This is a genomic window from Streptomyces sp. Ru73, from assembly GCF_002920575.1.
Lineage (GTDB): Bacteria > Actinomycetota > Actinomycetes > Streptomycetales > Streptomycetaceae > Streptomyces.
This window is the reverse complement of sequence record NZ_PQSQ01000006.1, coordinates 55,766-78,188: the sequence shown is the minus strand read 5'-3', so window position 1 is coordinate 78,188 and position 22,423 is coordinate 55,766. Positions and strand designations below refer to the sequence as shown.

At 72.9% G+C, this 22,423-nt stretch carries 20 protein-coding genes and 2 pseudogenes; 8 read left to right on the top strand and 14 right to left on the bottom strand.

The genetic code is table 11. From position 1 onward, the window contains the following. Window positions 1–30 precede the first annotated feature (30 nt). Window positions 31–759, bottom strand: a complete 729-nt coding sequence (locus C3486_RS04520; protein ID WP_103831234.1) for a ribonuclease H — start codon at window positions 757–759, stop codon at window positions 31–33. 131 nt (window positions 760–890) lie between these two features. Between C3486_RS04520 and C3486_RS04515 the strand changes: the two genes are divergently transcribed. Then, the gene (locus tag C3486_RS04515; RefSeq protein WP_103831233.1) at window positions 891–1,472 is read left to right on the top strand and encodes a TerD family protein; all 582 of its coding nucleotides are present in this window, start codon (window positions 891–893) and stop codon (window positions 1,470–1,472) included. 164 nt (window positions 1,473–1,636) lie between these two features. Then, window positions 1,637–2,413 (top strand): class I SAM-dependent methyltransferase, encoded by a 777-nt coding sequence (locus tag C3486_RS04510; RefSeq protein ID WP_103831232.1) that lies wholly within the window; start codon window positions 1,637–1,639, stop codon window positions 2,411–2,413. Between the two features lie 142 nt (window positions 2,414–2,555). On the opposite strand, the gene C3486_RS04505 is transcribed toward C3486_RS04510, so the two are convergent. Both C3486_RS04505 and C3486_RS04500 read right to left on the bottom strand, forming a co-directional pair. Continuing rightward, entirely contained in the window at window positions 2,556–3,248 is a 693-nt protein-coding gene (locus tag C3486_RS04505; protein WP_181138439.1) for a hypothetical protein, read from the bottom strand. Between the two features lie 96 nt (window positions 3,249–3,344). Further along, window positions 3,345–3,833, bottom strand: a complete 489-nt coding sequence (locus tag C3486_RS04500; protein ID WP_258052593.1) for an ATP-binding protein — start codon at window positions 3,831–3,833, stop codon at window positions 3,345–3,347. Between the two features lie 169 nt (window positions 3,834–4,002). Here C3486_RS04500 and C3486_RS04495 point away from each other — a divergent pair. Together C3486_RS04495 and C3486_RS04490 are read left to right on the top strand one after the other, a co-directional pair. After that, window positions 4,003–4,853 (top strand): annotated as a pseudogene (locus C3486_RS04495) (Scr1 family TA system antitoxin-like transcriptional regulator). Further along, the gene (locus C3486_RS04490) at window positions 4,850–5,056 is read left to right on the top strand and encodes a DUF397 domain-containing protein (protein WP_103831230.1); all 207 of its coding nucleotides are present in this window, start codon (window positions 4,850–4,852) and stop codon (window positions 5,054–5,056) included. Before C3486_RS04495 ends, C3486_RS04490 begins: the two are co-directional and overlap by 4 nt. Before the next feature lie 71 nt (window positions 5,057–5,127). Here C3486_RS04490 and C3486_RS04485 read toward each other — a convergent pair whose 3' ends face one another. The 3 genes from C3486_RS04485 to C3486_RS04475 all read right to left on the bottom strand — a co-directional run bounded on the left by C3486_RS04485 (window position 5,128) and on the right by C3486_RS04475 (window position 9,307). Then, window positions 5,128–6,330 carry a hypothetical protein gene (locus tag C3486_RS04485; RefSeq protein WP_258052592.1) on the bottom strand — a complete coding sequence of 401 codons (1,203 nt, stop codon included), beginning with the start codon at window positions 6,328–6,330 and terminating at the stop codon, window positions 5,128–5,130. Between the two features lie 254 nt (window positions 6,331–6,584). After that, window positions 6,585–8,114 carry a glycine betaine/L-proline transporter ProP gene (proP, locus tag C3486_RS04480; RefSeq protein ID WP_103831229.1) on the bottom strand — a complete coding sequence of 510 codons (1,530 nt, stop codon included), beginning with the start codon at window positions 8,112–8,114 and terminating at the stop codon, window positions 6,585–6,587. Between the two features lie 356 nt (window positions 8,115–8,470). Continuing rightward, window positions 8,471–9,307, bottom strand: a complete 837-nt coding sequence (locus tag C3486_RS04475) for an AraC family transcriptional regulator (RefSeq protein ID WP_103831228.1) — start codon at window positions 9,305–9,307, stop codon at window positions 8,471–8,473. A gap of 76 nt (window positions 9,308–9,383) precedes the next feature. Here C3486_RS04475 and C3486_RS04470 point away from each other — a divergent pair, with 76 nt between their 5' ends. After that, on the top strand, window positions 9,384–10,361 hold the full coding sequence (locus tag C3486_RS04470) for a DMT family transporter (RefSeq protein WP_103831227.1): 978 nt from the start codon (window positions 9,384–9,386) through the stop codon (window positions 10,359–10,361). Here the strand turns inward: C3486_RS04470 and C3486_RS04465 are convergent. Then, window positions 10,343–10,639 carry a DUF2087 domain-containing protein gene (locus C3486_RS04465; RefSeq protein WP_103831226.1) on the bottom strand — a complete coding sequence of 99 codons (297 nt, stop codon included), beginning with the start codon at window positions 10,637–10,639 and terminating at the stop codon, window positions 10,343–10,345. The genes C3486_RS04470 and C3486_RS04465 overlap by 19 nt on opposite strands. Before the next feature lie 100 nt (window positions 10,640–10,739). On the opposite strand from C3486_RS04465, the gene C3486_RS04460 reads away from it, so the two are divergent. After that, entirely contained in the window at window positions 10,740–12,287 is a 1,548-nt protein-coding gene (locus C3486_RS04460) for a peptide MFS transporter (RefSeq protein ID WP_103831225.1), read from the top strand. Window positions 12,288–12,299: 12 nt separating this feature from the next. Here C3486_RS04460 and C3486_RS04455 read toward each other — a convergent pair whose 3' ends face one another. After that, window positions 12,300–12,518: a hypothetical protein gene (locus C3486_RS04455; RefSeq protein WP_103831224.1), complete on the bottom strand. Its 219-nt coding sequence runs from the start codon at window positions 12,516–12,518 to the stop codon at window positions 12,300–12,302. 258 nt (window positions 12,519–12,776) lie between these two features. Between C3486_RS04455 and C3486_RS04450 the strand changes: the two genes are divergently transcribed. Next, entirely contained in the window at window positions 12,777–13,040 is a 264-nt protein-coding gene (locus C3486_RS04450; RefSeq protein WP_103831223.1) for a GlsB/YeaQ/YmgE family stress response membrane protein, read from the top strand. Window positions 13,041–13,095: 55 nt separating this feature from the next. On the opposite strand, the gene C3486_RS37660 is transcribed toward C3486_RS04450, so the two are convergent. Then, window positions 13,096–13,509 carry a tellurite resistance TerB family protein gene (locus tag C3486_RS37660; protein WP_219822190.1) on the bottom strand — a complete coding sequence of 138 codons (414 nt, stop codon included), beginning with the start codon at window positions 13,507–13,509 and terminating at the stop codon, window positions 13,096–13,098. Between the two features lie 162 nt (window positions 13,510–13,671). Beyond that, a pseudogene (locus C3486_RS37655) lies at window positions 13,672–13,896 on the bottom strand (ArsR/SmtB family transcription factor); the annotation flags it as partial. 229 nt (window positions 13,897–14,125) lie between these two features. Between C3486_RS37655 and C3486_RS04440 the strand changes: the two are divergent. Continuing rightward, window positions 14,126–14,701, top strand: a complete 576-nt coding sequence (locus C3486_RS04440; protein WP_103831298.1) for a TerD family protein — start codon at window positions 14,126–14,128, stop codon at window positions 14,699–14,701. A gap of 28 nt (window positions 14,702–14,729) precedes the next feature. Here C3486_RS04440 and C3486_RS04435 read toward each other — a convergent pair whose 3' ends face one another. The 4 genes from C3486_RS04435 to C3486_RS04420 form a co-directional block, all read right to left on the bottom strand. Further along, window positions 14,730–17,063, bottom strand: coding sequence for a molybdopterin-dependent oxidoreductase (locus C3486_RS04435; protein ID WP_258052591.1), 2,334 nt, complete (start codon window positions 17,061–17,063; stop codon window positions 14,730–14,732). A 199-nt stretch (window positions 17,064–17,262) separates the two neighbouring features. Further along, the gene (locus C3486_RS04430) at window positions 17,263–19,641 is read right to left on the bottom strand and encodes an arylsulfatase (RefSeq protein ID WP_103831221.1); all 2,379 of its coding nucleotides are present in this window, start codon (window positions 19,639–19,641) and stop codon (window positions 17,263–17,265) included. Next, window positions 19,638–21,536 (bottom strand): ABC transporter ATP-binding protein, encoded by a 1,899-nt coding sequence (locus tag C3486_RS04425; RefSeq protein ID WP_103831220.1) that lies wholly within the window; start codon window positions 21,534–21,536, stop codon window positions 19,638–19,640. Before C3486_RS04425 ends, C3486_RS04430 begins: the two co-directional genes overlap by 4 nt. Then, window positions 21,533–22,420: an ABC transporter permease gene (locus tag C3486_RS04420; protein ID WP_103831296.1), complete on the bottom strand. Its 888-nt coding sequence runs from the start codon at window positions 22,418–22,420 to the stop codon at window positions 21,533–21,535. Before C3486_RS04420 ends, C3486_RS04425 begins: the two co-directional genes overlap by 4 nt. Window positions 22,421–22,423: the final 3 nt, after the last annotated feature.

The window sequence follows — 22,423 nt, the reverse complement described above, 5'->3', positions numbered from 1 at the left end:
ACCGCCCCCGCGGAGATCACCCGCCGCGTTTCAGCCCTCGCCCGCCGCGGTGCGGCAGGCCGGGTGACCCCAGCCCTCGGAGTTCTTGGCGATCGTCTCACCGGCGGTGTACGAACGCCCGCAGCGGCAGCGGCCGGGGAACTTCGCCTTGAGCGTGCGGCCGGACCCGGCGCCGCGCCGCTTGGACGCACCGGCCGCGGACGCGCCGGCGGACCTGGCGCCGGCGGACTTCGGAGCGGCGCGGCGGGCCGGGACGGCGGCGGGCGGCGGCTGCGGGGAGCCGTGCTCGCTGCCGGCGGCCTGCTGCTCGGTGGCGGCCTGGCTGGCGGCCCGGTCGGCGAAGTCGTTGAGGACGTCGCCGCCGACCTGGTGCGCGGGCACGTACTCGAACTTCACGTCACGCCCGGCGAGCAGCGCGTCGATGCGCACGACCAGCTCCTGGTTGGCGACCGGCTTGCCGGCGGCCGTCTTCCAGCCCTTGCGCTTCCAGCCGGGCAGCCAGGTGGTGACCGCCTTCATCGCGTACTGGGAGTCCATCCGGACCTCCAGCGGGACGTCCGGGCCGACCGCCGTCAGCAGCCGCTCCAGCGCGGTGAGCTCCGCGACGTTGTTCGTCGCCGTCCCCAGCGGTCCCGCCTCCCAGCGGCCGGGCGCGCCCGACTCGTCCGCGATGACCCAGCCCCAGCCGGCCGGGCCGGGATTTCCCTTCGACGCCCCGTCACACGCGGCGATCACACGTTCAGCCATACCCTCGATCATCCCAGCCCGGCGGAGTGCCCGGTGCCAGGGCCTCCGTGTCCGTACGCGGCGGTCCGGATCTCTACACTGCTGTAGATTCCGACCTGGCTCCACTCACCGCCGGGACCCCGACACGAGCGAGGCTTCTCCGTATGTCCGTGAACCTGAACAAGGGCCAGCAGATCAGCCTGAGCAAGTCCGACGGCGGCGCGCTCAGCGCGGTGCGCATGGGTCTGGGCTGGCAGGCAGCGCAGCGCAAGGGCTTCTTCGCGAAGCTGGCCGGCACCAAGGAGATCGACCTGGACGCCTCGGCGGTGCTCTTCGCCGGCGGCCAGTACGTCGACGTCGTCTACTTCCAGCACCTGACCAGCAACGACGGTTCCGTCCAGCACAGCGGGGACAACCTCGTCGGCGGCACCGGACAGGGCGACGACGAGTCGATCGCGGTCGACCTCCGCCGGGTTCCGGCCAATGTCGACCAGATCTTCTTCACCGTGAACTCCTTCACCGGCCAGACCTTCGAAGAGGTGCAGAACGCGTACTGCCGCCTCATCGACGAGTCCACCGGCCAGGAGCTGGCCCGCTACACGCTCACCGGCGGCGGCCGGCACTCCGCCCAGATCATGGCGAAGGTGTACCGCTCCGGCACCACCTGGCAGATGACGGCCCTCGGCGAGCCCGCCACCGGCCGCACCTTCCAGGACCTGATGCCGGCCATCAGCCGCCTGCTGTAATCCCGCGGGCGGGGGCCGCCGGGCAACATGCACCCCGCGGCCCCCGCCACCCCGCCGCCCCTCCTTCCCTCACTCCGACCATCTATACACCCAATGTATACGCGCCATGTATAGTCCGACGCACCGGCGAACCCCGCCGCACCTCGGAGTACGGAGTACTACCCATGGCCTCGAAGAAGAACCTGGTCGCCAACCGTGCCGCCCTCGCCCACAAGGTGCGGTACGCCCTCGGCCACCCGCAGCGCATCGCCCCTTACGTGAAGCGGGCCGCCCGGGACCGCTGGCTCGCCTTCAAGCACCCCGACCACGTCGGGTACTACCGGGCCGTCATGGCGTCCGACACCCGGCGCAGCCCCGAGGCCGCCGTCGGCAGCCAGTCGCACGAGCGCTGGCTGGCGCTGGGCGAGATGCAGTTCGACTACCTCCGCGAGCACGGCCTGAAGCCGGAGTCCCGCATGCTCGACATCGGCTGCGGCAACCTCCGCGCCGGCCGGCTCTTCATCGACTACCTCGACACCGGCAACTACTACGGCATCGACATCTCCCCCGACATCCTGGTCGCGGCGAAGAAGACGCTGACCGGCCACGGCCTCCAGGCCAAGCTGCCGCACCTGACCATCACGCAGGACCTGACCCTGGACTTCCTGCCCGACGCGCACTTCGACGTGGTGCACGCGCACAGCGTCTTCTCGCACTCCCCGATAGAGGTCATCGAGGAGTGCCTCGCGCACGTCGGACGGGTACTGGCCCCCGGCGGCTTCTTCGACTTCACCTTCGACCGCACGACCGGGACCGAACACCACGTCCTGCGCGAGGACTTCTATTACCGCACCGAGACCCTCGTCGCCCTCGCCGGGAAGCACGGCCTCGCGGCCCGCTTCATGGACGACTGGGAAACCCGCCGCCACGGCCAGTCCAAGATCCGCGTCACGGCTCCCTGACCGGGCGGCGGTCCTGCGGCCGCTGTCCGCTGTCCTGTCCCAGCCCCCCGTTGGCATACCGCCGCACCATCGGCACTCCGCGCGGCTCGCGGGGTCGCGGGCCGCCCCGGCAGGCCGTGACGGTGGTGCGCTGGTTCCAGAGCTACCTCCGGGCAGGAAGGTCCAGCTGTTCCGAGGGCTCCCATGCAAAGGTGTGGTCCGGCTCCAGCCGCGCGCTGCCCCAATGAACGGCGTGAATGCCGCCCTCCGGATCGGCCGTGAAGAACACGGACACCAGCCGGGCCGTCCGCCCCAGCTCCTCGAACGCCTCGTGCATCTGCTGGTACTCCTCGGTGGTCAGCTCCTCGTCCAACGGGAACAGCCCCTCCTGCCCTTCGGGGCCGTGCGCGTGGTAGAGCCGCTGCCGGGTCACGGACGCGTGCGGCATCCGCGCCCGGTCCAGCGGAAGTGGCCGGTCCGCGTACTTGTACGGGAACAGCACGTGGTCGTTGAGCACGGCGTAGGTGTATCCGTGCAGCTCGCGGGCATCTCCGCCCAGGGCCTGAGCGGCCTCGGCAAGTTCTTCGCGCGCGGCCTCCAGCAGGGTCCGCCCGTACGGGCCGTGCCGCTTCAGGCCCGCCCCCAGATGCGCGGCGAGGGCCCTCTCGTGGGCCCGGAGCAGTCGCTCGGGTATGGCCGCGGCGAGGGCGGCAGCCGCTTCGCCGAAACAGCGCCGGGCCCACGACGAGGGTTCGGAGCCGCCGCCGTGGTCCCTACCGCTGCCACCCCGGCCGTCTCCCCGCTGTCCCCCGCCGCCGTGGCCCCGCGCACCGCCCTGGCTCCGTGCGTACGACATTGCACGTCCCTCCCCCATCGGCTCATCGTCCCCGCCTCCTCCTGTGTGGCATATGCCGAGATGTGCGACAAGGGCGCGAATCAGGCGCACGACCGGTCAGCGGGCGTGGTACTGCGCCCACACCGTCTTCCCCGGTGCCCCGGCGCGCGGTCGCGTCCCCCAGTCGTCGGACAGCGCCGCGACCAGGAGCAGCCCCCGCCCGGACTCGGCGTCCGCGGGGGCCTCGGCCGCGCCGCCGACGACCGGGGCGAGCGGGGCCACCGGACCGGGCATCCGCTCACCGCGGGTATCGGTCACCTCGACACGCAGCCTGTCGCCGCCCTCTTCGGTGAGCCGGAGATGGAAGTCCCTCCCCGGTACGTGTCCGTGCCGCACGGCGTTCGCGGCCAGCTCGGCGGCGATGAGGGTCACCACCTCGTTGGCCGCCGAGCCGTACGGGTGGCCCCAGTCGTCGAGCCGGTGCGAGACGAGCCGCCGTGCGAGGCGTGCGCCTCTGGGCGTGGAGGTGAACCGCATGCCGAAGTCGCGCCCATCGGCTGCGGGTTGACGCCCCGCTGCCACGTAAGGAGGAATCGCTCCGTTCATGCGAAAGACCCTCCCGGCGGGTGCGTACGGTGACCAGCAGGGACGCGCTGACGGGTACGGGCTGTACGCGTCGGCGGAGGTCTTGTACGCGGCACGCGGCGTGCCGGTGGACGGAGCTGCGCGTTGGAGCTACGAAGCGTGGCTCGCGAGGGCGCGGAAGGGCCGGCACATGGACGATCAGCAGCCGTCGGGGCACGAAGGCGGAGGCGAGCACGAGTACGAACCCGGTTCGGGCACGCTGCATGTCTTCGGGCAGCAGCTCAAACTGTGCCGCCTGCGCGCGGGGATGGAGCGGTCCCGGCTCGGGGCGCTGACGGGGTACTCCGCTTCCACGATCGCCTCGTTCGAGCAGGGCCGCCGCATCCCGCCGCCGAAGTTCATCGACAAGGTGGACGACGTACTGGACGCGGGCGGCGTCCTGAAGGCCGGCAAGGAGGAGGTCGCGCGGGCGCAGTACCCCGCGTTCTTCCGCGATGCGGCGCGGTTGGAGGCGGAGGCGGTTGACCTCCACGTCTACGCCAACCACGTGGTGCCCGGTCTGTTGCAGACGGAAGAGTACGCGCGGGCAGTGTTCACCATGCGTCGCCCGCTGCTCAGGGAAGAGGTCATCGAGCAACGGGTGGCCGCCCGCCTGATTCGGCAAGAGATCTTCTCCCGCGACTCCACGCCACTGATGAGCTTCATCGTCGAAGAGCCTGTGCTCCATCGCCCCTGGGCGGGCAGGACGTCCTCCGGGGGCAACTGGAGCACCTCCTGCTGACCGGACAGAAGCGCAACGTCGAGCTTCAGATCATGCCGACCAACCGCGAGGACCATGCAGGGCTCAGCGGCCCCTTCACCTTGATCGAGACACTGGAGGGCAAACGGGTGGCGTACGTGGAGGTGGCGAGCATCAGCCGCCTCCTGACTGATCGCCAGCGTGTCCGGGAACTGGAAGCCCAGTATGGAATCATCCGGGCGCAGGCTCTCACCCCCCGAGAGTCGCTGGCCCACGTCGAGAAGCTGCTGGGAGCGAGATGAGCGTCAACGAATGCGCCGGGGCACTGCCCGAGCGGGCCTGGTTCAAGAGCAGCTACAGCAGTGGCGAAGGCGGCGAATGCGTAGAGGTGGCGCGCAGCAGGGAAACGATTCACGTCCGTGACTCGAAGGACAAGACAGGGCCCGTGCTGTCCATAGCCCCGGCCGGATGGGCGGCCTTCGTGGAGTTCGCCGCGCGGGGCTGACCGCGCACGGCACAGCGGGCGGCGCCCCGCCTCCGGCAATGATCCGGGGCGGGGCGCCGCCTTCGCGTGCGTCAGGACTTCTTGACCGGGCGGCGGTCCTGCGGCCGCTGGAGGGCGCGGAAGTCGTCGAAGAAGCCGTAGTTGTGGGCCGGCAGGCCGCCGGCGGGGCGTTGCACGGTGCGGTTCGCGTAGAGGCTGTTCAGCAGCCAGGGGTCCTTTTCGGGCCCGAAGTCCCGTGCCATCGCGGCGGCCTGGGTCACGCCGTACGTCGCCACGGCGAGCCGGCCGGTGTCCCGGAACCGGCCCACCTGGTTGCGCAGGAAGTGCTTGTGGTTCTCGAACCAGGGGCTCATGGAGAGGAAGTCCTGCCACTGCCGCTCCGGCACGGGGTGTGCCAGCGCTTCCTTGATCACCTGCCATACCCGGGTGTCCGGCGCGAGGTGGTAGCGGCTCGCGTACTCCGCCGGGACGGTGTCCTTCAGGTGCTGCTTCCACAGCCGCACCAGGGAGAACTCGGTGACCAGGAACTTCTGGTCCTTGCGGAGCCGCGGCAGGGTGTAGTCGAGGTAGGCCTGTACCTTCTCGGGACCGTCCACGTGGGGGTGGATGTCCGCGCCCTCGATCTCCGGCGTGGCGCGTGCGTGGGCCAGCCAGCGGTCGGTGGCCTTCGTGCGCTTGTCCGGCTGGTCGAGGAAGTTGAGCGCGCCCATGTAGAGGCGGGTGCGGCAGCCCTTGGGGAAGTGCGCCTTGCGGTACGCGATGACGTGCGCCGTGACCTTCTCGTAGAAGGCGTTGAGCGCGCCCGAGTCGCGGTCCGCCTGGACGCTCTCGATGAACGGCTCGTTGCCGATGGCCAGGACGTCGACGGTGTCGAGGACGGCGTGCAGGACCTTGTCGACCCGGTCCAGTTCCGCGGTCATCGCGGGGCTGTCCGGGCGGGGCAGCGGCCGGTCGTTGTACGGGAACTTCAGGGACAGCACCGTGCGGTAGCCCCGCCGCTCGGCGTCCAGCAGCTTCTTGACCGCGCGCTGCTGGGCGGCGTCCTCCTTGACCTCGGGCATCGGCACGAAGCCGCGGAGCCAGCCGGTGGTGAGGTCGTCCAGCTCGTCGAAGGTCACGCTGTCGGGGTCCTCGTTGAAGTTGGCCCCCAGTGCGCCGCTCGGCGCCGCGGCCGCGCTTCTTCCGGCGGCGTCATGACCGGTGTCGTGGCCGGTGTCCTGCCCGGCGCCGTGCCCCGCGGAGCGTTGCTCACCGGTCGAGCACCCCGCGGCCACGAGAGCCCCCAGTGCCCCGCCCGACAGTGCCAGTAGACGCCGACGCGTAACCAAGTCCCACTCACTTCCCTGCTGGCGCATGCGTTTGACCGCGACATGCCGTTCGGCCGCCGCGGTCCCACCGGTCACCGTAGTCCCTGGACCGGGCCCCGGCCCCGCCCGTCCGCGTCACCCGTACGCACTCTGCCCTCGAGTACATCCGTGCCCGCCGGTCGGGCAGGACCGGCGGGCACGGAGTGGGAGAACTTATGGGGCTATTCGTCGCTCTTCCGGTCCTGGTGCCACGGCAGGCGGCCGTGGCGGAGGCCGATCCACACCTCACGGGCGCGGCGGGACGCGCGGACGCGACTGTGCGCGACGAGCTGACGGGCCTGCTGCTCGTCCTCGACCATGTGCGAGGAGCCGCGGAGCGGCTTGCCGGCGGTCTCGTGCAGGAACAGCGCCGAGATCACGCCGATGACGCCGGCCACCATCAGGTAGTACGCGGGCACCATCTTGTCGCCCGTCGACTCCACCAGCGCCGAGGCGACCAGCGGTGTCGTACCGCCGAACAGCGAGACGGAGACGTTGAAGGCGACGGAGAGGCCGCCGTACCGCAGGTGGGTGGGGAAGAGCGCGGGCAGCGTGGACGCGCTCGTGCCCGCGAAGCAGACCAGCAGCAGGCCGAGGATCACGCAACCGACGGCGGGCAGCACGATGCCGCCCTGCTTGATGAGGAGGAAGGCGGGGATGGCCAGTACCACCATCGCGGCGCCCGCCCAGAGGAACATCGGGCGGCGTCCGAAGCGGTCCGAGTACCGGCCGACGGTGGTGATGGTGAGGACGACCAGGACCATCGTGCCGAGGACCAGCAGCTGGGCCGTCAGGCTCGGTTCGCCGAGGGTGCTGGTCATGTAGGTGGGCAGGTAGGAGGTGACCATGTAGTTGGTCACGTTGTAGAGCAGCACCAGGCCCATGCAGATGAGCATGGCCTCCCAGTGGTGGGTGAACAGCTCCTTCAGCCGGCCCTTGCCGGACATCCGGGCCTGCTCGACCGGGTCCTCGGTGAGGGCGCCGTCCTTCTGCGCCTCCTGGTGCTTGGCCTCGACCTCCTGGAAGGCCGGGGTCTCCTCCAGCTTCATCCGCATGTACAGGCCGATCAGGCCGAGCGGCCCGGCGACGTAGAAGGGGATGCGCCAGCCCCAGGAGAGCATCTGGTCCTCGCTGAGCACGGCGGTCAGCACCGTGACGAGGCTGGAGCCGAGCGAGTAGCCGACGAACGTGCCGAAGTCGAGCCAGCTCCCGAGGAAGCCGCGCTTGCGGTCCGGCGAGTACTCCGCGATGTAGGTCGTGGCGCCCGCGTACTCACCGCCGGTGGAGAAGCCCTGCACCAGCCGGCAGAGGAGCAGCAGCAGCGGCGCCGCCAGGCCGATGGCGTCGTAGCTCGGCAGGAAGCCCACCGCGAAGGTGCTGATCGCCATCATGATCATGGTGGCGGCGAGCACCCGCTGCCGGCCGATGCGGTCACCCAGCGGTCCGAAGACCAGGCCGCCGAGCGGGCGCACCAGGAAGGCCGCGGCGAACGTCGCGAAGGTCGAGATCACCTGTGCGCCGGGCGAGCTGGAGGGGAAGAAGACCTTGCCGAGGGTGGCGGCGACGTAGGCGTAGACACCGAAGTCGAACCACTCCATGGTGTTGCCCAGTGCGGCCGCCGAGACCGCCCGTCTGACCTGGGGTTTGTCGACGACGGTGACGTCTTCGGGATCCACCGACCGCTTGCGCCGGCGGAGCAGGGTGCGCACCATGCGCTCGGTTCGTACGCTGCCCGATCCGTACCCGGCGGACTGCGTTCCCTTGCGCGCTTGCCTGGATCGTTCGTTCTGCCCGTGTTTCATGGCTCCGCGTACTCGTCGTCGGGTCGGGTGGCGTGGGCGGGTGCCGTCCGGAGCGCGAATGACCGCAGCGACTGGCACGCTGCCGTCATCCTATTGCCGTTTTGCCCCACTGGGCATACTTTGCCAGCTCGCGCGCCGTGCGTACCGTAAGCACCCACTGGTCCCCGTCTACCCACGTGTGTTCAGCCAAACGATCCAGTTCGCGGGCGCGCCCGACGTGTCGTCACCCGATCGGTCCCGGGCACGCGCCGCGCCGCACCGGGTGGTCAGCCCCGGAAGACCGCCGGGGTCACCCCGTACACCCGCTGGAACCAGCGGGTGAAGTGCGGCTGGTCGGCGAAGCCTGCGGCGGCAGCGGCGTCGGCCGGAGTGGCGCCGGCCCGCAGCAGCGACCGGGCGCGGCGCAGCCGCAGTTGGCGCTGGTACTCACTGGGCGCGAGGCCGTACTCGGCACGGAAGGCACGGTAGAGCGCGAACCGGCTGCAGCCCGCGGCCGCGGCCAGCCGCTCGGCGGGCACGGGCTCCAAGTACCGCTCGTCGAGGTACGCACGCGCCCGGCGCGCCGCCTGGGCCCGCGCCCGGTCGGTGGGGGTGCGGACGGCGAGCGCGGTGGGCCGGGCCGTGGTGGCGCCGCGGCGGGTCATCGCGGTGACGGCGGCGGTCAGCCGCTCGTCGCGGACGAGCGGGTCGGTGGTGCCGGCCAGCGCGGCGTGCAGCCGGGCGAGCGCGTCGGCGAGCACGGGATCGGTCAGTACGGGGTGGGGGAACAGCGGCAGCGCTCCGGACCGGCCGTCGGTGGCGTCGGCGAGTACGTCGCTCACCACGGACGGGCCGAGGTGCACGATGCGGTACCGGTAGCCCAGTTCCGCAGCGGCCCGGCCGTCGTGCACCTCGTCCGGGTTGAACGCCATCACCATCCCGGCGCCGCTGGTGTGCGCCCCGCCGCGGCAGCGGAAGCGCTGCGCACCCGCGTCGGTGATGCCGAAGGAGTAGCCGTCGTGGCTGTGCGGCGGGTAGACGTGGTCGCGGAAGTGCGCGTGCATGGCCTCCACGGGGCGGGTGCCGTCCCGCCAGTAGCGCACCCAGGTGCCCTGCCTCCCCATGGCCGTATTATCGCCCGCCGCCGGGCGCGCACCAGCGTTCAAGACGGGCCCGGGGGCCGGGCGCCAGAGTCGGGGCATGCCAGGGAAGAAGGGCGTGCGGAGCCCGTATCCGATGCTGTCCGTGACGATGGTGCTGTGGGGCAGCGCCTTCGCCAGTTCCAAGTCGGTGGTGGCGTACGTGCCGCACTCGGTCGCCGCGCTGCTGCGCTTCGGCGGTGCCGCGCTCGCGCTGCTGGCCGCGCTGTACTTCCTCGGCCGTCGGCGGGCGGCCGCGCCGGCGCCGCGGGGCGCGGGGCGGCGCGCCGCGCTGGCGGGGGTCCTCGGGGTCTTCGCCTACAACAGCGCCTTCTTCTGGGGGCTCTCGCTCGCGCCCTCGCTCGACGCCGGCATCCTCATACCCGTCCTGAGTCCCGTGCTCACCAGCCTGTTCCTGCTGGTCACGGGGCGCGAACGGGCCTCGTGGGCGCGGCTCGCGGGGCTCGCGCCGGGGCTCACCGGAGCGGTGGTCTTCTTCCTGGGCGCGGGCGGCAGCGCCGGGGGCGGCCCCTCGCGGCTCGCCGGGGACGCGCTGTTCCTGGTCAGCGCGGTGTGCTGGGCCGCTTACACGCTCGCGGGACCGCGCGTGCTGGCCGGTGTCGACCCGCTGCGCGCCACGACGTACGCCACCTGTGCGGGCGCCGTGCTGCTGGGGCTGTTCGCGGCGCCCGCCCTGCCGGACGTGCGGTGGGGCGAACTGCCGCCGGGGGTCTGGCTGAACGCGGCGTACCTGGCGCTGGGCGCGGCCGCCGTCGCCAACCTGCTGTACTACCGCGGCGTGGGCGCGGTGGGGCCCGCCTCGGCCTCGCTGATGATGTTCACCGTGCCGGTCGTCAACACCCTCTGCGGCACGCTGTTCCTCGGCGAGTCCCTCGGCCCGGTGCAGGCGGCGGGCGCCGCGGTGCTGCTGTGCGGTGCCGTACTCGCCGCGACGCAGGGGCGGCTGCCGCGGCGCGGGACGGCCGGCCCGCCGCCGTCGCCCGCGCCGTCCCCCGCTGGTCAGCCGACGCGGCGGTAGCTGCTGCCGTCCCTGGCGCGGGTCAGCAGCCCGTCCGTGACCAGGTACCGGCGCAGCGCCGGGCAGTCGTCGTGGACCGTGCGCAGCGCCTCGTTGACCTCCCGCTCGGTGTAGGCCCGGTCCGGCTCGAACAGCGTCTCCGCGAGGTGCGCGAGCAGCTGCTGCCGCCGGGCGGTCTTGCGCGGAATGACCGTGAGGCGCCCGCGCGAGAAGAGGGCCGTCACGTCCGACGCGCCGCCGGGTCCGTCCTGCGTCCGGGGCGAGGTGGTCTCCGTCATGGCCGCCACCCTCCCGCGCGGGAGACCGCCCCGCAACGCAATATCCGCGTGCCGAACGGGAACTGGAGGGGCTGTCCGGTCGAACGGAGGCGGCGAGGCGATGACGGAACGACGCGCGGCACAACAGCGGCAGACCCCCGGCCCGGCGGGCGGAGCCGGGACGCGGACCGGGCGGGAGACCGGGTTCTTCGGCCATCCCCGGGGGCTCGCCGTGCTGTTCTTCACCGAGGCCTGGGAGCGCTTCTCGTACTACGGGATGCGCGCCATCCTGCTCTTCTACATGTACGAGCGGGTCGCCGACGGCGGCCTCGGCATCCCCCGCGCCACCGCCGCCTCGCTGATCGCGGTGTACGGCGCTTCCGTCTACCTGGCCGCCATCGCGGGCGGCTGGGTGAGCGACCGGCTGCTGGGCGCGTGGCGCGGGACGCTGTGCGGCGGGGTGCTGATCATGTGCGGCCACCTCTGCCTGGCGGTGCCGGCCGGCGCGCCCGCGCTGTACGCGTCGATGGTGTTCATCGTCGCGGGCACGGGCCTGCTCAAGCCCAACGTGTCCACGTCGGTGGGGAATCTGTACGCCGCCGACGACTCCCGCCGGGACGCCGGGTTCAGCCTGTACTACATGGGCATCAGCGTCGGCGCGGTGCTCGCCCCGCTGGTGGTGGGCACGCTCGGCCAACGGTACGACTACCACCTGGGGTTCGGCGTCGCCGCCGTCGGGATGGCCGCCGGGCTGCTGGTGTACGTACGCGGCCGGCGCCACCTCAGCCCGGTGGACCTGCGCCCGGCCAACCCGCTCACCAGGGCGGACCTGCGTCCGGGCGCGGTGGCGGGCGGGGCGGCGGCCGTCGTCGCGCTCGCCGTACCGGCCCTCTTCCTGGCCGCCCGGGGCGTCCTCACCGCCGGACTGGTCGTGGACACCATCAGCGTGCTGGCCGTCGCGCTGCCGGTCGTGCTCTTCACGCACATGCTGCGCAGCTCCCGCACGACCGCGCGCGAGCGGGCCGGCGTCCGCGCCTACCTGCCGCTCTTCGTCGCCGCCGTCTTCTTCTGGCTCATCCAGGAACAGGGCGCGAGCGTGCTGGCCGAGTACGCCGACCGGAGCACGGACCTGGACGCGCTGGGCTTCCCGATCCCCTCGTCGTGGTTCCAGTCGACCGGGTCCTTCGTGCTGATCTGCCTCACGCCGCTCGCCGCCGCGCTGTGGATGCGGCTCGGCCCGCGCCAGCCCGGCGCGCCGGTGAAGTTCGGGCTGGGGCTGGTGCTGGCCGGACTGTCGTACGCGCTGCTGGTGTACCCGGCGCTGCAGCCCGGCAGGAGCAGTCCGCTGTGGCTGTTCGGCAGCTTCGCCGTGGTGACGGCGGGCGAGATCCTGCTCTCCCCCATCGGGCTGTCGGTGACGACGAGCCTCGCGCCCGCGGCGTTCAGCGGCCGCACGATGGGCCTGTGGCTCGCCTCCAACGCGGCGGCGCAGGGCATCTCCGCGCAGGTCGTCCGGCTCTACGACCGGCAGCACGCGGCGCAGTACTTCGGCGTGGTCGGCGGGGTGAGCGCGGCCCTCGGCCTCCTGCTGCTGGCCGCGGCGCCCGCGCTCACCCGCCGGGTGACGGCGGCCCGGGGCGCGGCCCCGAGCCCGCCGGCCGCTCCGTGACGGCGCCCGCGCTCACTGCTCCGGCGTGCGCCGCGGATTGCCCGACGGGGGATGCTTCCGCGCGGGTGCCGGGCGCTCCCCGTGCTGCGACGGCTGGTCGGCGTTGACCTCCTCGGCACTGCGGTCCCGGCCGCGCTTGGCGGGCCCGCGCTTCTGGGCGGGGGCCAGGTCGCGCTCCCGCGCCTCCCGCTCCCTGTCCGTGCCTGCCTCGTCCCTGCGCTCTTCAGCCATGCTGCCTCCAGCTCTGTGCCGAACGGGTCCGGCGACGGCGGCCGCCGCCTCTCCCCATCCCCTCACGGCCGGCCGCACCCGGCGAGACGCGGCGGCGCCGACTGCTCCGTACGGGGGACGGCCCGGCGGTGGTGGAGGTGGGCGGCCGGGCGGTGGCACGGCCCCCGCGCCGGCCGTCAGCGCGGCCGAAAGGTGGCCGACTGGCCCGGCGTACGGCGGGCATACGTACGGCACACGCCGGGCGACGGGAGATCGGGCATGGAACCTTCAAGCATCATCGGCGCCATCGTGATCGGTATCGTCATCGGCGCCCTGGGCAGGCTCGTGGTGCCGGGACGCCAGCACATCGGCATCCTGTGGACGATGCTGATCGGCATCGTCGCCGCCTTCATCGGCGCCTGGATCGCGATGGGCCTGGGCGTCGCCTACACCAGGGGCGTCGACTGGATCGAGTGGATCATTCAAATCGCTCTGGCGGCTCTCGGCGTGACCGCACTGGACCGCGCCCTGGCCCGCCGCTGACCACCGGCCGTGAGCGCGGTGCGCCCCGGTCCGGGGCGCACCGGGCTCACCCGGCTCACAGATCGAAGTCCCGCGGCGCCAGCCCCAACGCCCGGCACGCCTCGCGGACCACGGCCCGCTCGCTCTCGACGAACTGGCCGTCGGCGCCGCCTATGACGATGCCGATCTGTATGACGGCCCTGGCCTCGTCCGGCTTCCGCACCTTGGCCACTTCCTGCAGCACGGCCGCCCTGCCCGCGGCGAAGTCGGGCGTCAGCCGGTCCAGGTTCTCCTCGAAGCGGCGCTGCAGGTCGTCGGAAGGGAAGTTCTGCAGCACCTCGTTGGTGGCGATCAGCTGGGAGACCCGGCGCAGCTCGGCCGGGTCGATGATGCCGTCGGCCGCGGTGACCAGCGCGCACATCGCCATGCTCGCATCGCGGAACGCTCCGCTGCGCAGCTCGTTCTTGCGCGCCACGAGCTGCGCCTGCATGGCCGAGACGGACTCCTTGAGCCGGTCCCAGACGGTGGGGCGCCCGCCGTGGCGTCCTTGGCCGTACGCGGGCACGGGCAGGGGCGTGCCGTCCGCGTCCGTCGGCGGCAGCCGGCAGTCGTCGAGGTAGTCGCGCAGCACCGACAGCCGCTGGTCCACGGTCGGGCCGTCGATGCGGTAGTAGATCTGCTTGCCCTCCTTGCGGGCTTCGACCAGCCCGCCGCGGTGCAGCAGCCGCAGGTGCTCGGAGGCGGTGGAGGGGCGCAGGCCGCTGCGTTCGGCGATCTCCCCGGCGGTCAGCTCCCCGACGCCGGAGAACTGGGCCAGCATCTGCTGCCGGGTGTCGCTCGCGAGTGCCTTGAGGAAGACCCCTGTCGCCTCGTCCATCGTCGCCTCCTCAGGGCGCTGTCACCGCTGTCGCACGCCGCGCCGGCCGCCGGTGCCCGGTGGGCACGGCGGTCGCGCGGAAAAGGTCAGCTTCTCATGGGCCGCACGCCCGCCACCTGCCCGGTCTCGCCCGCGGCAGCGGTTCGGGACGGGCCCAGCAACGACCTTCTACAGTGCTGTAGATTTTCCGTACGGCCATGACGACGGACCACCGATGGAGGAGAACGACGTGGGTATTTCCCTGGCCAAGGGCGGCAACGTCTCACTCAGCAAGGAAGCGCCCGGCCTGACCGCGGTCCTCGTGGGCCTGGGCTGGGACGTCCGCACCACGACCGGCACCGACCACGACCTGGATGCCAGCGCCCTGCTGTGCGACGAGGCCGGCAAGGTCGTCTCCGACCAGCACTTCGTCTTCTACAACAACCTCAAGAGCCCGGACGGCTCGGTCGAGCACACCGGCGACAACCTCACCGGCGAGGGCGAGGGCGACGACGAGCAGATCAAGGTGAACCTCGCGGCGCTGCCCGGCGGCGTGGCCAAGGTCGTCTTCCCGGTCTCCATCCACGACGCCGAGGCCCGCGCGCAGAACTTCGGCCAGGTGCGCAACGCCTACATCCGCGTGGTCAACCAGGCGGACGGCCAGGAGATCGCCCGCTACGACCTGAGCGAGGACGCCGCCACGGAGACCGCGATGGTCTTCGGCGAGCTCTACCGGCACGGCGCCGAGTGGAAGTTCCGCGCCGTAGGCCAGGGCTACGCGTCCGGTCTGGCCGGCATCGCGGCGGACTTCGGCGTCAACGTCTGAGGCCCGGTACGCCGTTGGGAACGCGCCCTCAGGGCCGGGTGCGGGCCGGTTCGAAGGCCGTCACCGGGGGCGGCGGCGCATCGTAGCGCTCGACCTGCACGAGCGTGGTGCCGGACGTCGGGCCCTGGGCGAGGCGGGACGTGCCGAGGTCGCGGGTGAGCACATTGGGGTTGCCGTGCTTGTCCAGGCCGCCGGCGGCCGCGTCGGCCGGGTCGTACCAGGCGCCGGTGGGCAGCGCCAGGACGCCGGGGCGCAGGTCGTCGGAGAGCACGGCGCCCGCGAGGCAGGCGCCCCGGTCGTTGAAGACGCGCACCACGTCGCCGTCCGCGATGCCGCGGGCCTCGGCGTCCGCGCGGTTGAGCGTGACGGGTTCACGGCCGGCGACCTTGCCCGCCCTGCTGTGCGGGCCGTGGTCGTACTGGCTGTGCAGCCGGTTCGCGGGTTGCGGCGAGATCAGGTCGAGCGGGTAGCGGCGGCGCGCTTCCCCCTGCCATTCGCGGGGCTCCAGCCACACGGGGTGTCCGGGGCAGTCGTCGTAGCCGAAGTCCGCGACCGTCCGGGAGAAGATCTCGATACGGCCGGAGGGCGTGTCCAGCGGATGGGCGTCGGGGTCCTCCCGCAGCAGCCGGAAGGGGTGCGGCCGGTCGGGCAGCGGCGGCGTGACGAGGTGTCCCCGGTCCGAGGCCCAGAAGTCCGCGAAGGGCGGCAGCTCCACCTCGCGCTCGGCCAGCCGGTCGCGGGTCCGCTCGTACAGCTCCTCGACCCACTCGTCGGCGGTGCGGCCCTCGGTGAACTCCTTCTCCACCCCCAGCTTCCGGGCGATCGCGGTGAACGCGTCGTAGTCGGTGCGGCTCTCCCCCGGCGGTTCGGCGGCCCGGTGCATCGCGGAGAGCGACAGATCGGTCTTGCCGGCCGCGAAGTCGTTGCGTTCCAGCATGGTCGCTGCGGGCAGCACGATGTCGCAGTGCCGGGCGAGCGGGTTCCACCAGGGCTCGTGGCAGATGACGGTCTCCGGCCGCTGCCAGGCGCTGACCAGCCGGTTCAGGTCCTGGTGGTGGTGGAAGGGGTTGCCGCCCGCCCAGTAGACCAGCCGGATGTCCGGGTACGTGAGGCGCCGGCCGTTGTAGTCGAACGGCTCGCCCGGGTGCAGCAGCATGTCGGCGACGCGCGCGACCGGGATGAACGTCTCGACCGGGTTGTGGCCCTGCGGCAGGGACGCGACGGCGTGCCGCTCGCGTTCCACGCCCGTCTGCGAGATGCCCAGCGCGGCCGCGAAGCCGCCGCCGGGCCGGCCCATCGAGCCGGAGAGCGCGGCCAGCACGGTGGCCGTCCAGTACGGCTGCTCGCCGTGGTCCTGCCGCTGGACGGAGAAGCTGACGTTGATGACGGTCCGGTGGCGGGCGATCCGCCGGGCCAGTGCGGTGACGGTGGCGGCGTCCACACCGGTGAGCGCTGCGGCCCAGTCCGGGTCCTTCACGACGCCGTCGCTGCGCCCCAGCACGTATCGCTCGAAGACCTCGTACCCGGTGCAGCAGCGCCGTACGAAGTCCGCGTCGTGCAGCCCTTCGGTGATCAGTACGTGGGACAGGGCCAGCATCAGCGGGACGTCGGTGTTGGGGCGCAGGGGTATCCAGTCCGCTTCCAGCGCGGCGTCCGCGTCCGACCGCCACGGCGAGACGCTGACGAACGCCACCCCGTTGTCCCGGCAGCGCCGCTGAGCGTCCACGGACCGGTGGCGGCCGACCCCGCCGGAGTTGGCCTGGGCGTTCTTGGCGGCCAGACCGCCGAAGGAGACGACCAGCTCGCCGTGGTCGGCGATCTCCCGCCACAGCGGGCCCTGCTCCACGGCGTGCCACGGCCCGCCGCCGATGACGTGCGGCATCACCGCCTCCATGGCCGCCGCGCTGTAGGACCCGACGGAGGAGGTGAAGCCGCCGAGGACGTTCAGGAACCGGTGCACCTGGCTCTGCGCGTGGTGGAACCGCCCGGCGCTCCCCCACCCGTACGACCCGCCGTAGATGGCCTCGTTGCCGTACGTCTCGCGCACCCGGTCCAGCTCGGTGGCGATCAGTGTGGCGGCGTCGTCCCAGGAGACGGGGACGAAGGAGTCGGTCCCCCGGCCGCCGCCGTCGTACCGCGGGCCGTGCTCCAGCCAGCCCCGGCGCACCATCGGCTGCGTGATCCGGTTGGGTGCGTGGTGTGCCTCGGCCACGCCCCGGCCGATGGGCGAGGGGCGCGGGTCGTACGCGGCGGGCTCCAGCGCCTTCACGCGGCCGTCGCCGTCCGTGACGACCTCGTAGTTGCCCCAGTGCGTGGCCGTGGGGGAACGCCGGGGGATGCCGTCACCAGTGTTCGAGGTCACCGTTTCGCCTCACGTCTGTGCGGTCGTGCGGGTAGCGGGTCAGCAGGTCAAGTGGTCTTGACCGGGTGCCCGGCTTTCGCGACCGGTATCAGAAGTGCGGCATGGGTCTCGCCCGGATGGGCGTACGGGGTGGGGTGCGGCGTAGGTGTCCGGCGGCCCCCGACCGGGCCGCCGGACACTCCTCAGCGCCTCCCGCCGGTCACTCGAAGGCCGCTGCCGCCTCCCGCAGCGCTTCCGCCACGGCCTCCGGCGCGTCGGGGCCCGGGGCGCCCGGGCGGTAGGTGACCGACGCCAGGCGGCCGCGGTAGCGGAAGGACCCGTGGCGCTCGTGGAGCGGCCACGAAACGGGTGACTTGCGGTCCACTCCGATGCTGATGCCCTGGAAGGGCGCCATGCCGATGAGCTGGTGCACACTCCGCGGCGACGGCCGTGTTTCGCCGTCGACGGTGAGCGCGAACCGCCAGCGCAGCCCCTCCTCGGCCGTGGCGGTCAGCAGGATGTCGCGGGTGCCGGGCGGCAGCGGCCCGGCGTCCGTCTCGTGCAGCCGGCCGTATTCGTTGTACGCGAAGTGCAGCCGGCCGTCCTCGACGTAGAGGCTGTAGCCGCCGCCCTGGTCACCGTGCGAGACGAGTACGCCCCGGTCGCCCTCGGCGTACGGGTCCAGCCGCACGGCGACCTCGAAGGAGCGGAACGAGATCAGCCGGGAGGAGCGGTAGCGCTCCAGCTCGGGCGTGCCGGGCAGCAGCCGCAGCTCCCGGGTGCAGCGCTCGTCGGCGGGGTGGCGGCGGGCGAGCGCGCCGCTGCCGTCGGGCAGCGGGAAGACCCCGTTGCGCCAGGCGGCCCGCTCCCACGCCGCGGACAGCTCCTTGACCACGCCGGGCCGCTCGGCGGCCAGGTCGTGGATCTCGGTGGGATCGGTGCGCAGGTCGTACAGGGCCCACTCGGCGTCGTCGTAGGGGGTGCCGGGCCGGTGCAGGGTGACCAGCTTGTGGCCGTCACGGTAGTAGCTGCGGTTGCCGGTCATCTCGCAGTACTGCTCGGGGTGGGTGGAGCCGGCGGCCGGATCGGCGAGGACCGGCGCGAAGCTCACCCCGTCCGGCTCCTGGAGCGGCACCCCGCGGCGCGCGTCCGGGCGCGGCGTCCCGGCGAGGTCGAGCAGGGTGGGGGTGATGTCGGTGACGTACTGGTACTGGGTGCGCAGCCCCGGTACGAGACGGCCCTCGCGGACGCCGCGCGGCCAGGACAGCACGAACGGCACCCGCACCCCGCCCGCGTAGGTGTGCCCCTTGTAGAGCCGGAAGGGCGTATTGGAGGCCATGCCCCAGCCGCGCGGGTAGTGCACGAGGCTGCGCGGGCCGCCGATGAGGTCCAGGTCGCGGTCCACGTCGGGTTCCCAGTCGCCGGGCAGCCGCGGATGGTGCACGAAGCGGCTGAAGTAGGAGCGGGTGCCTTCGGCGCCGCCCTCGCCGGTGCCGCCGTTGTCGGAGGTGAAGACGATGACGGTGTTGTCCAGCTCGCCGAGCGCTTCGAGGGTGGCGGTGAGGCGGCCGAGGTTCTGGTCGATGTTGTCCACCATCGCCGCGTACACCTCCATGTAGCGGGCGTAGCGGCGCTGCTGCTCGGTGGTGAGGGAGTCCCAGGCGGGGACGTCGAGCCCGGCCTCGCTGTTGCGGTCGGGCAGTGCGGTGCCGGGCGGGAAGAGCCCGGCGGCGAGCTGGGCGGCGAAGCGGTCCTCGCGCAGTGCGTCCCAGCCCTCGTCGTAGCGGCCGCGGTGGCGTGCGAGGTCCGCCTCCTTGGCCTGGAGGGGGCCGTGCACGGCGTTGTGCGCGAGGTAGAGGAAGAAGGGCTTGTCGGGGTCGTGGGCGCGCAGGCCCTTGATCATGGCGAGCGCCTGGTCGGTGAGGTCGTCGGTGTAGTAGTAGTCCTCGGGCAGCTCGTCGATGTCGAGGGGGCTGTTGTCACGGACCAGCTGGTGCGGGTGAAAGAGGCTGGTCAGGCCCTCCAGGACGCCGTAGTAGCGGTCGAAGCCCTTCTGCAGCGGCCAGTTGGCGCGGTCGTCGGCCGCGTTGGAGGCGGAGTCGCGGACGAGGTGCCACTTGCCGACGGCGTAGGTGGCGTACCCCTGGTCGTGCAGGAGTTCCGCGAGGGTGGGGACGTCCTCGGCGATGGTCATGCCGTAACCGGGGAAGCCGGGGTCGGAGTTGGCGACGTGCGCGTAGCCGACGCGGTGCGGGTTGAGGCCGGTGAGCAGCGCGGCGCGGGCCGGTGAGCACAGCGGCATGGTGTGGTAGTTGGACAGCCGCACGCCCTGGTCAGCGAGGTGGTCCAGGGTGGGCGTGCGGATCTCGGAGCCGAAGGGGCCGATGTCGCTGTAGCCCATGTCGTCCACGAGCACGACGACGATGTTGGGTGCACCGTCCGGTGCCGTGCGGCGCGCCGGCCAGGCGGGCTCGGAGGTGGCGAAGGTGCGGCCGACGCGGCCGGGGAAGCCTTCGTACGGGTCGCGGCGGGTGGTCACGGTACGGGCCTCCGTGGGGTGTGGTGCGGGGTGGGCGTGGTGGCTGCGGTGTCCGGTCATGCGGGCGTCCCGGCGGGGCGGGCGCGGTGCGCGGCGGGGACCGGTTCGGGGGCCGCGGCGAGCAGGGCGCGGGTGTAGGGGTCGCGCGGGTTCTCGCAGACCTCGTCGGCGGGGCCGGTCTCCACGATCCGGCCGCGGTGCATCACGGCGATGCGGTGGCTGACCTGGCGCACGACGGCGAGGTCGTGCGCGATGAAGACCAGGGCGAGGCCCAGGTCGCGCTGGAGGTCGCCGAGCAGGTTGACGATCTGGGCCTGTACGGAGACGTCGAGCGCGGAGACCGGTTCGTCGCAGATGAGGACGGTGGGTTCGGGGGCCAGGGCGCGGGCGATGCCGATGCGCTGCCGCTGGCCGCCGGAGAAGGCGCGCGGGTGCCGGGCCGCCGCGGAGGGGTCGAGGCCGACCTGCCGGAGCAGCTCGGCGACCCTCGCCTCCCGTGTCCGGCGGTCGCCGAGACCGAGGGCCGCCAGTGGTTCCGCGACGACCTGACCCACCGTCATGCGGGGGTTGAGGGACGCGTACGGGTCCTGGAACACCATCTGCACGGACCGCCGCACCTCGCGCAGCCCGGCGCGGGACGGCCGGGTGACGTCCCGGCCGTGCAGCCGCAGGGTGCCGGCGTCGGCCGGGTGCGCGTGGGCCAGGACGCGGGCGAGGGTCGACTTCCCCGATCCGGACTCGCCGACGATGCCGAGGGTCTCCCCCGCCGCGAGGGTCAGGGACACCCCGTCCAGCGCGGTGAAGCCCGTCGTCCGCCGGGCGAGTCCGCGCCCTCCGTAGACCTTGCGTACGTCCTCGGCGGCCAGCACGGTCGCGCCGGGTGCGGGGCGGTCGATGCGCTCGGCCGCGACCGGAGCGGCGAGCGGTGCCGTGCGCGCGGCGGCCGGCGGGCAGGCGGCGCGCACCCCCTCGGCGACGGTGACCAGGGGCGGCCGGGTGGTGCGGCAGCCGTCCTCGGCGAGCGGGCAGCGCTCGGCGAAGGCGCAGCCGGCGGGCGGCCGCGCGGGGTCGGGCGGGCTGCCGGGGATGCCGGTCAGGCGGGTGCCCGAGGGCGCGGAGAGCCGGGGTACGGCGGCGAGCAGGCCCGCGGTGTAGGGGTGGCGCGGCCGGGTCAGCACCTCGGCGGTGGGGCCGTCCTCCACCACCGATCCGCCGTACATCACGAGCACGCGCTCGCAGGTGCGGGCCACCACGCCCATGTTGTGCGAGATGAGGACGAGGGCCGTGCCGGTGCGCCGGTTCAGGTCCGTGAGCAGGCTGAGGATCTGGTCCTGGACGGTGGCGTCGAGTGCGGTGGTGGGCTCGTCGGCGATCAGTACGTCCGGTTCGCCGGCGAGCGCCATGGCGATGAGGATGCGCTGGCGCTGGCCGCCGGAGAACCGGTGCGGATGGTCGTCCAGCCGCCGCTCCGGCTCGGGGATGCCGACCAGGCCGAGGAGTTCGGCGGCGCGGGCCCGGCGCGCCGCGCGGTCGCCGTACCCGTGGGCGCGGAGCACCTCATCCAGGTGGGTGCCGGCGGTGAGCACCGGGTTCAGGGAGGTCATCGGGTCCTGGAAGACCATGCCGATGCGGGCGCCGCGTACGGCGCGCAGCCGGCGCTCGCCCGCCGCCGTCAGGTCCTCGCCGTCCAGGAGCACCGAGCCGCCGGTGACGCGGCCGGTGCCGGGCAGCATCCGGGCCGCCGCGAACGCGGTCGTCGACTTGCCGGAGCCGGACTCGCCGACGACGGCCAGGGTCTCGCCGCGCCGCAGGGTGAAGGAGACGTCGCGCACGGCCCGCACGGGCTCGCCGTCGGGCCCGGTGAACTCCACGCTGAGGCCGCGTACTTCCAGCAGTGCGGCATCGGGGTGCGCGGGCCGCTCCTCGGTCAGGGGGCCGGTCTGGGCGGTGGTCATCGGCGGGTCTCCCGGTTGAGGGCGTCGGCCAGCAGCGACAGCCCGAGGACGAGCGCGGTCACGGCGAGCAGCGGGCCCGCGGCGTACTGCGGGGCGTCGGAGAGGTACGGCATGGACTGGCTCAGCACGCTGCCGAGGGTGGGCTCCGGGGGCCGGACGCCGACGCCCAGGAAGCTCATCGCGCCTTCGAGGAAGACCGCGACGGTGAGCGAGAGGGCGAGCTGGACGACGAGCGGGTCGGCCGCGTTGGGCAGGATGTGGCGGACCAGTGCGCGCGGTGCCGAGGTGCCGCCGACGCGCGCGGCGACGACGTACTCGCGCTCTCGCTGGACGAGGATGCCGCCGCGCAACTGCCTGCCGAAGACGGGGATTTCAGCGAGGGCGATCACCAGGATCACGGGCAGCCGGCCGGGGCCGAGCACGGCGGTGACGGCGAGCGCGAGGATCAGCCCGGGGAAGGCGAGGATCAGGTCGAAGACGCGCTGTACGACGGTGTCGGCGACCGGGTGGGCCGCGGCCGGCAGCGCGCAGAGGCAGCCGAGCAGGGCGCCGAGCGGCACCGCCAGGGCGATCACGCCCAGGTCGGTGCGGATGCCGTACAGCACCCGGCTGAGCAGGTCGCGGCCGAGGTCGTCGGTGCCGAGCGGATGGCCGGCGGTGCCGGGCGCGGCCAGGCCCAGGCCGCTCTGTTCGGTGGGGTCGTGGCCGGTGAGCAGGGGCGCGAGGAGCCCGCCGAGCACGATCAGCGCGACGAGGGCGAGGCCGGTGCGGCCGCGCGCGGTGCGCAGCGCCGCCAGGTAGGGGTGGCGGCGGGCCCTGGCGGTCCTGCCGGTGGCGGGCGTGGCGGCCGGGGCGGTGCCGGGGGCCGGTGTGGTGGTGGTCATGTC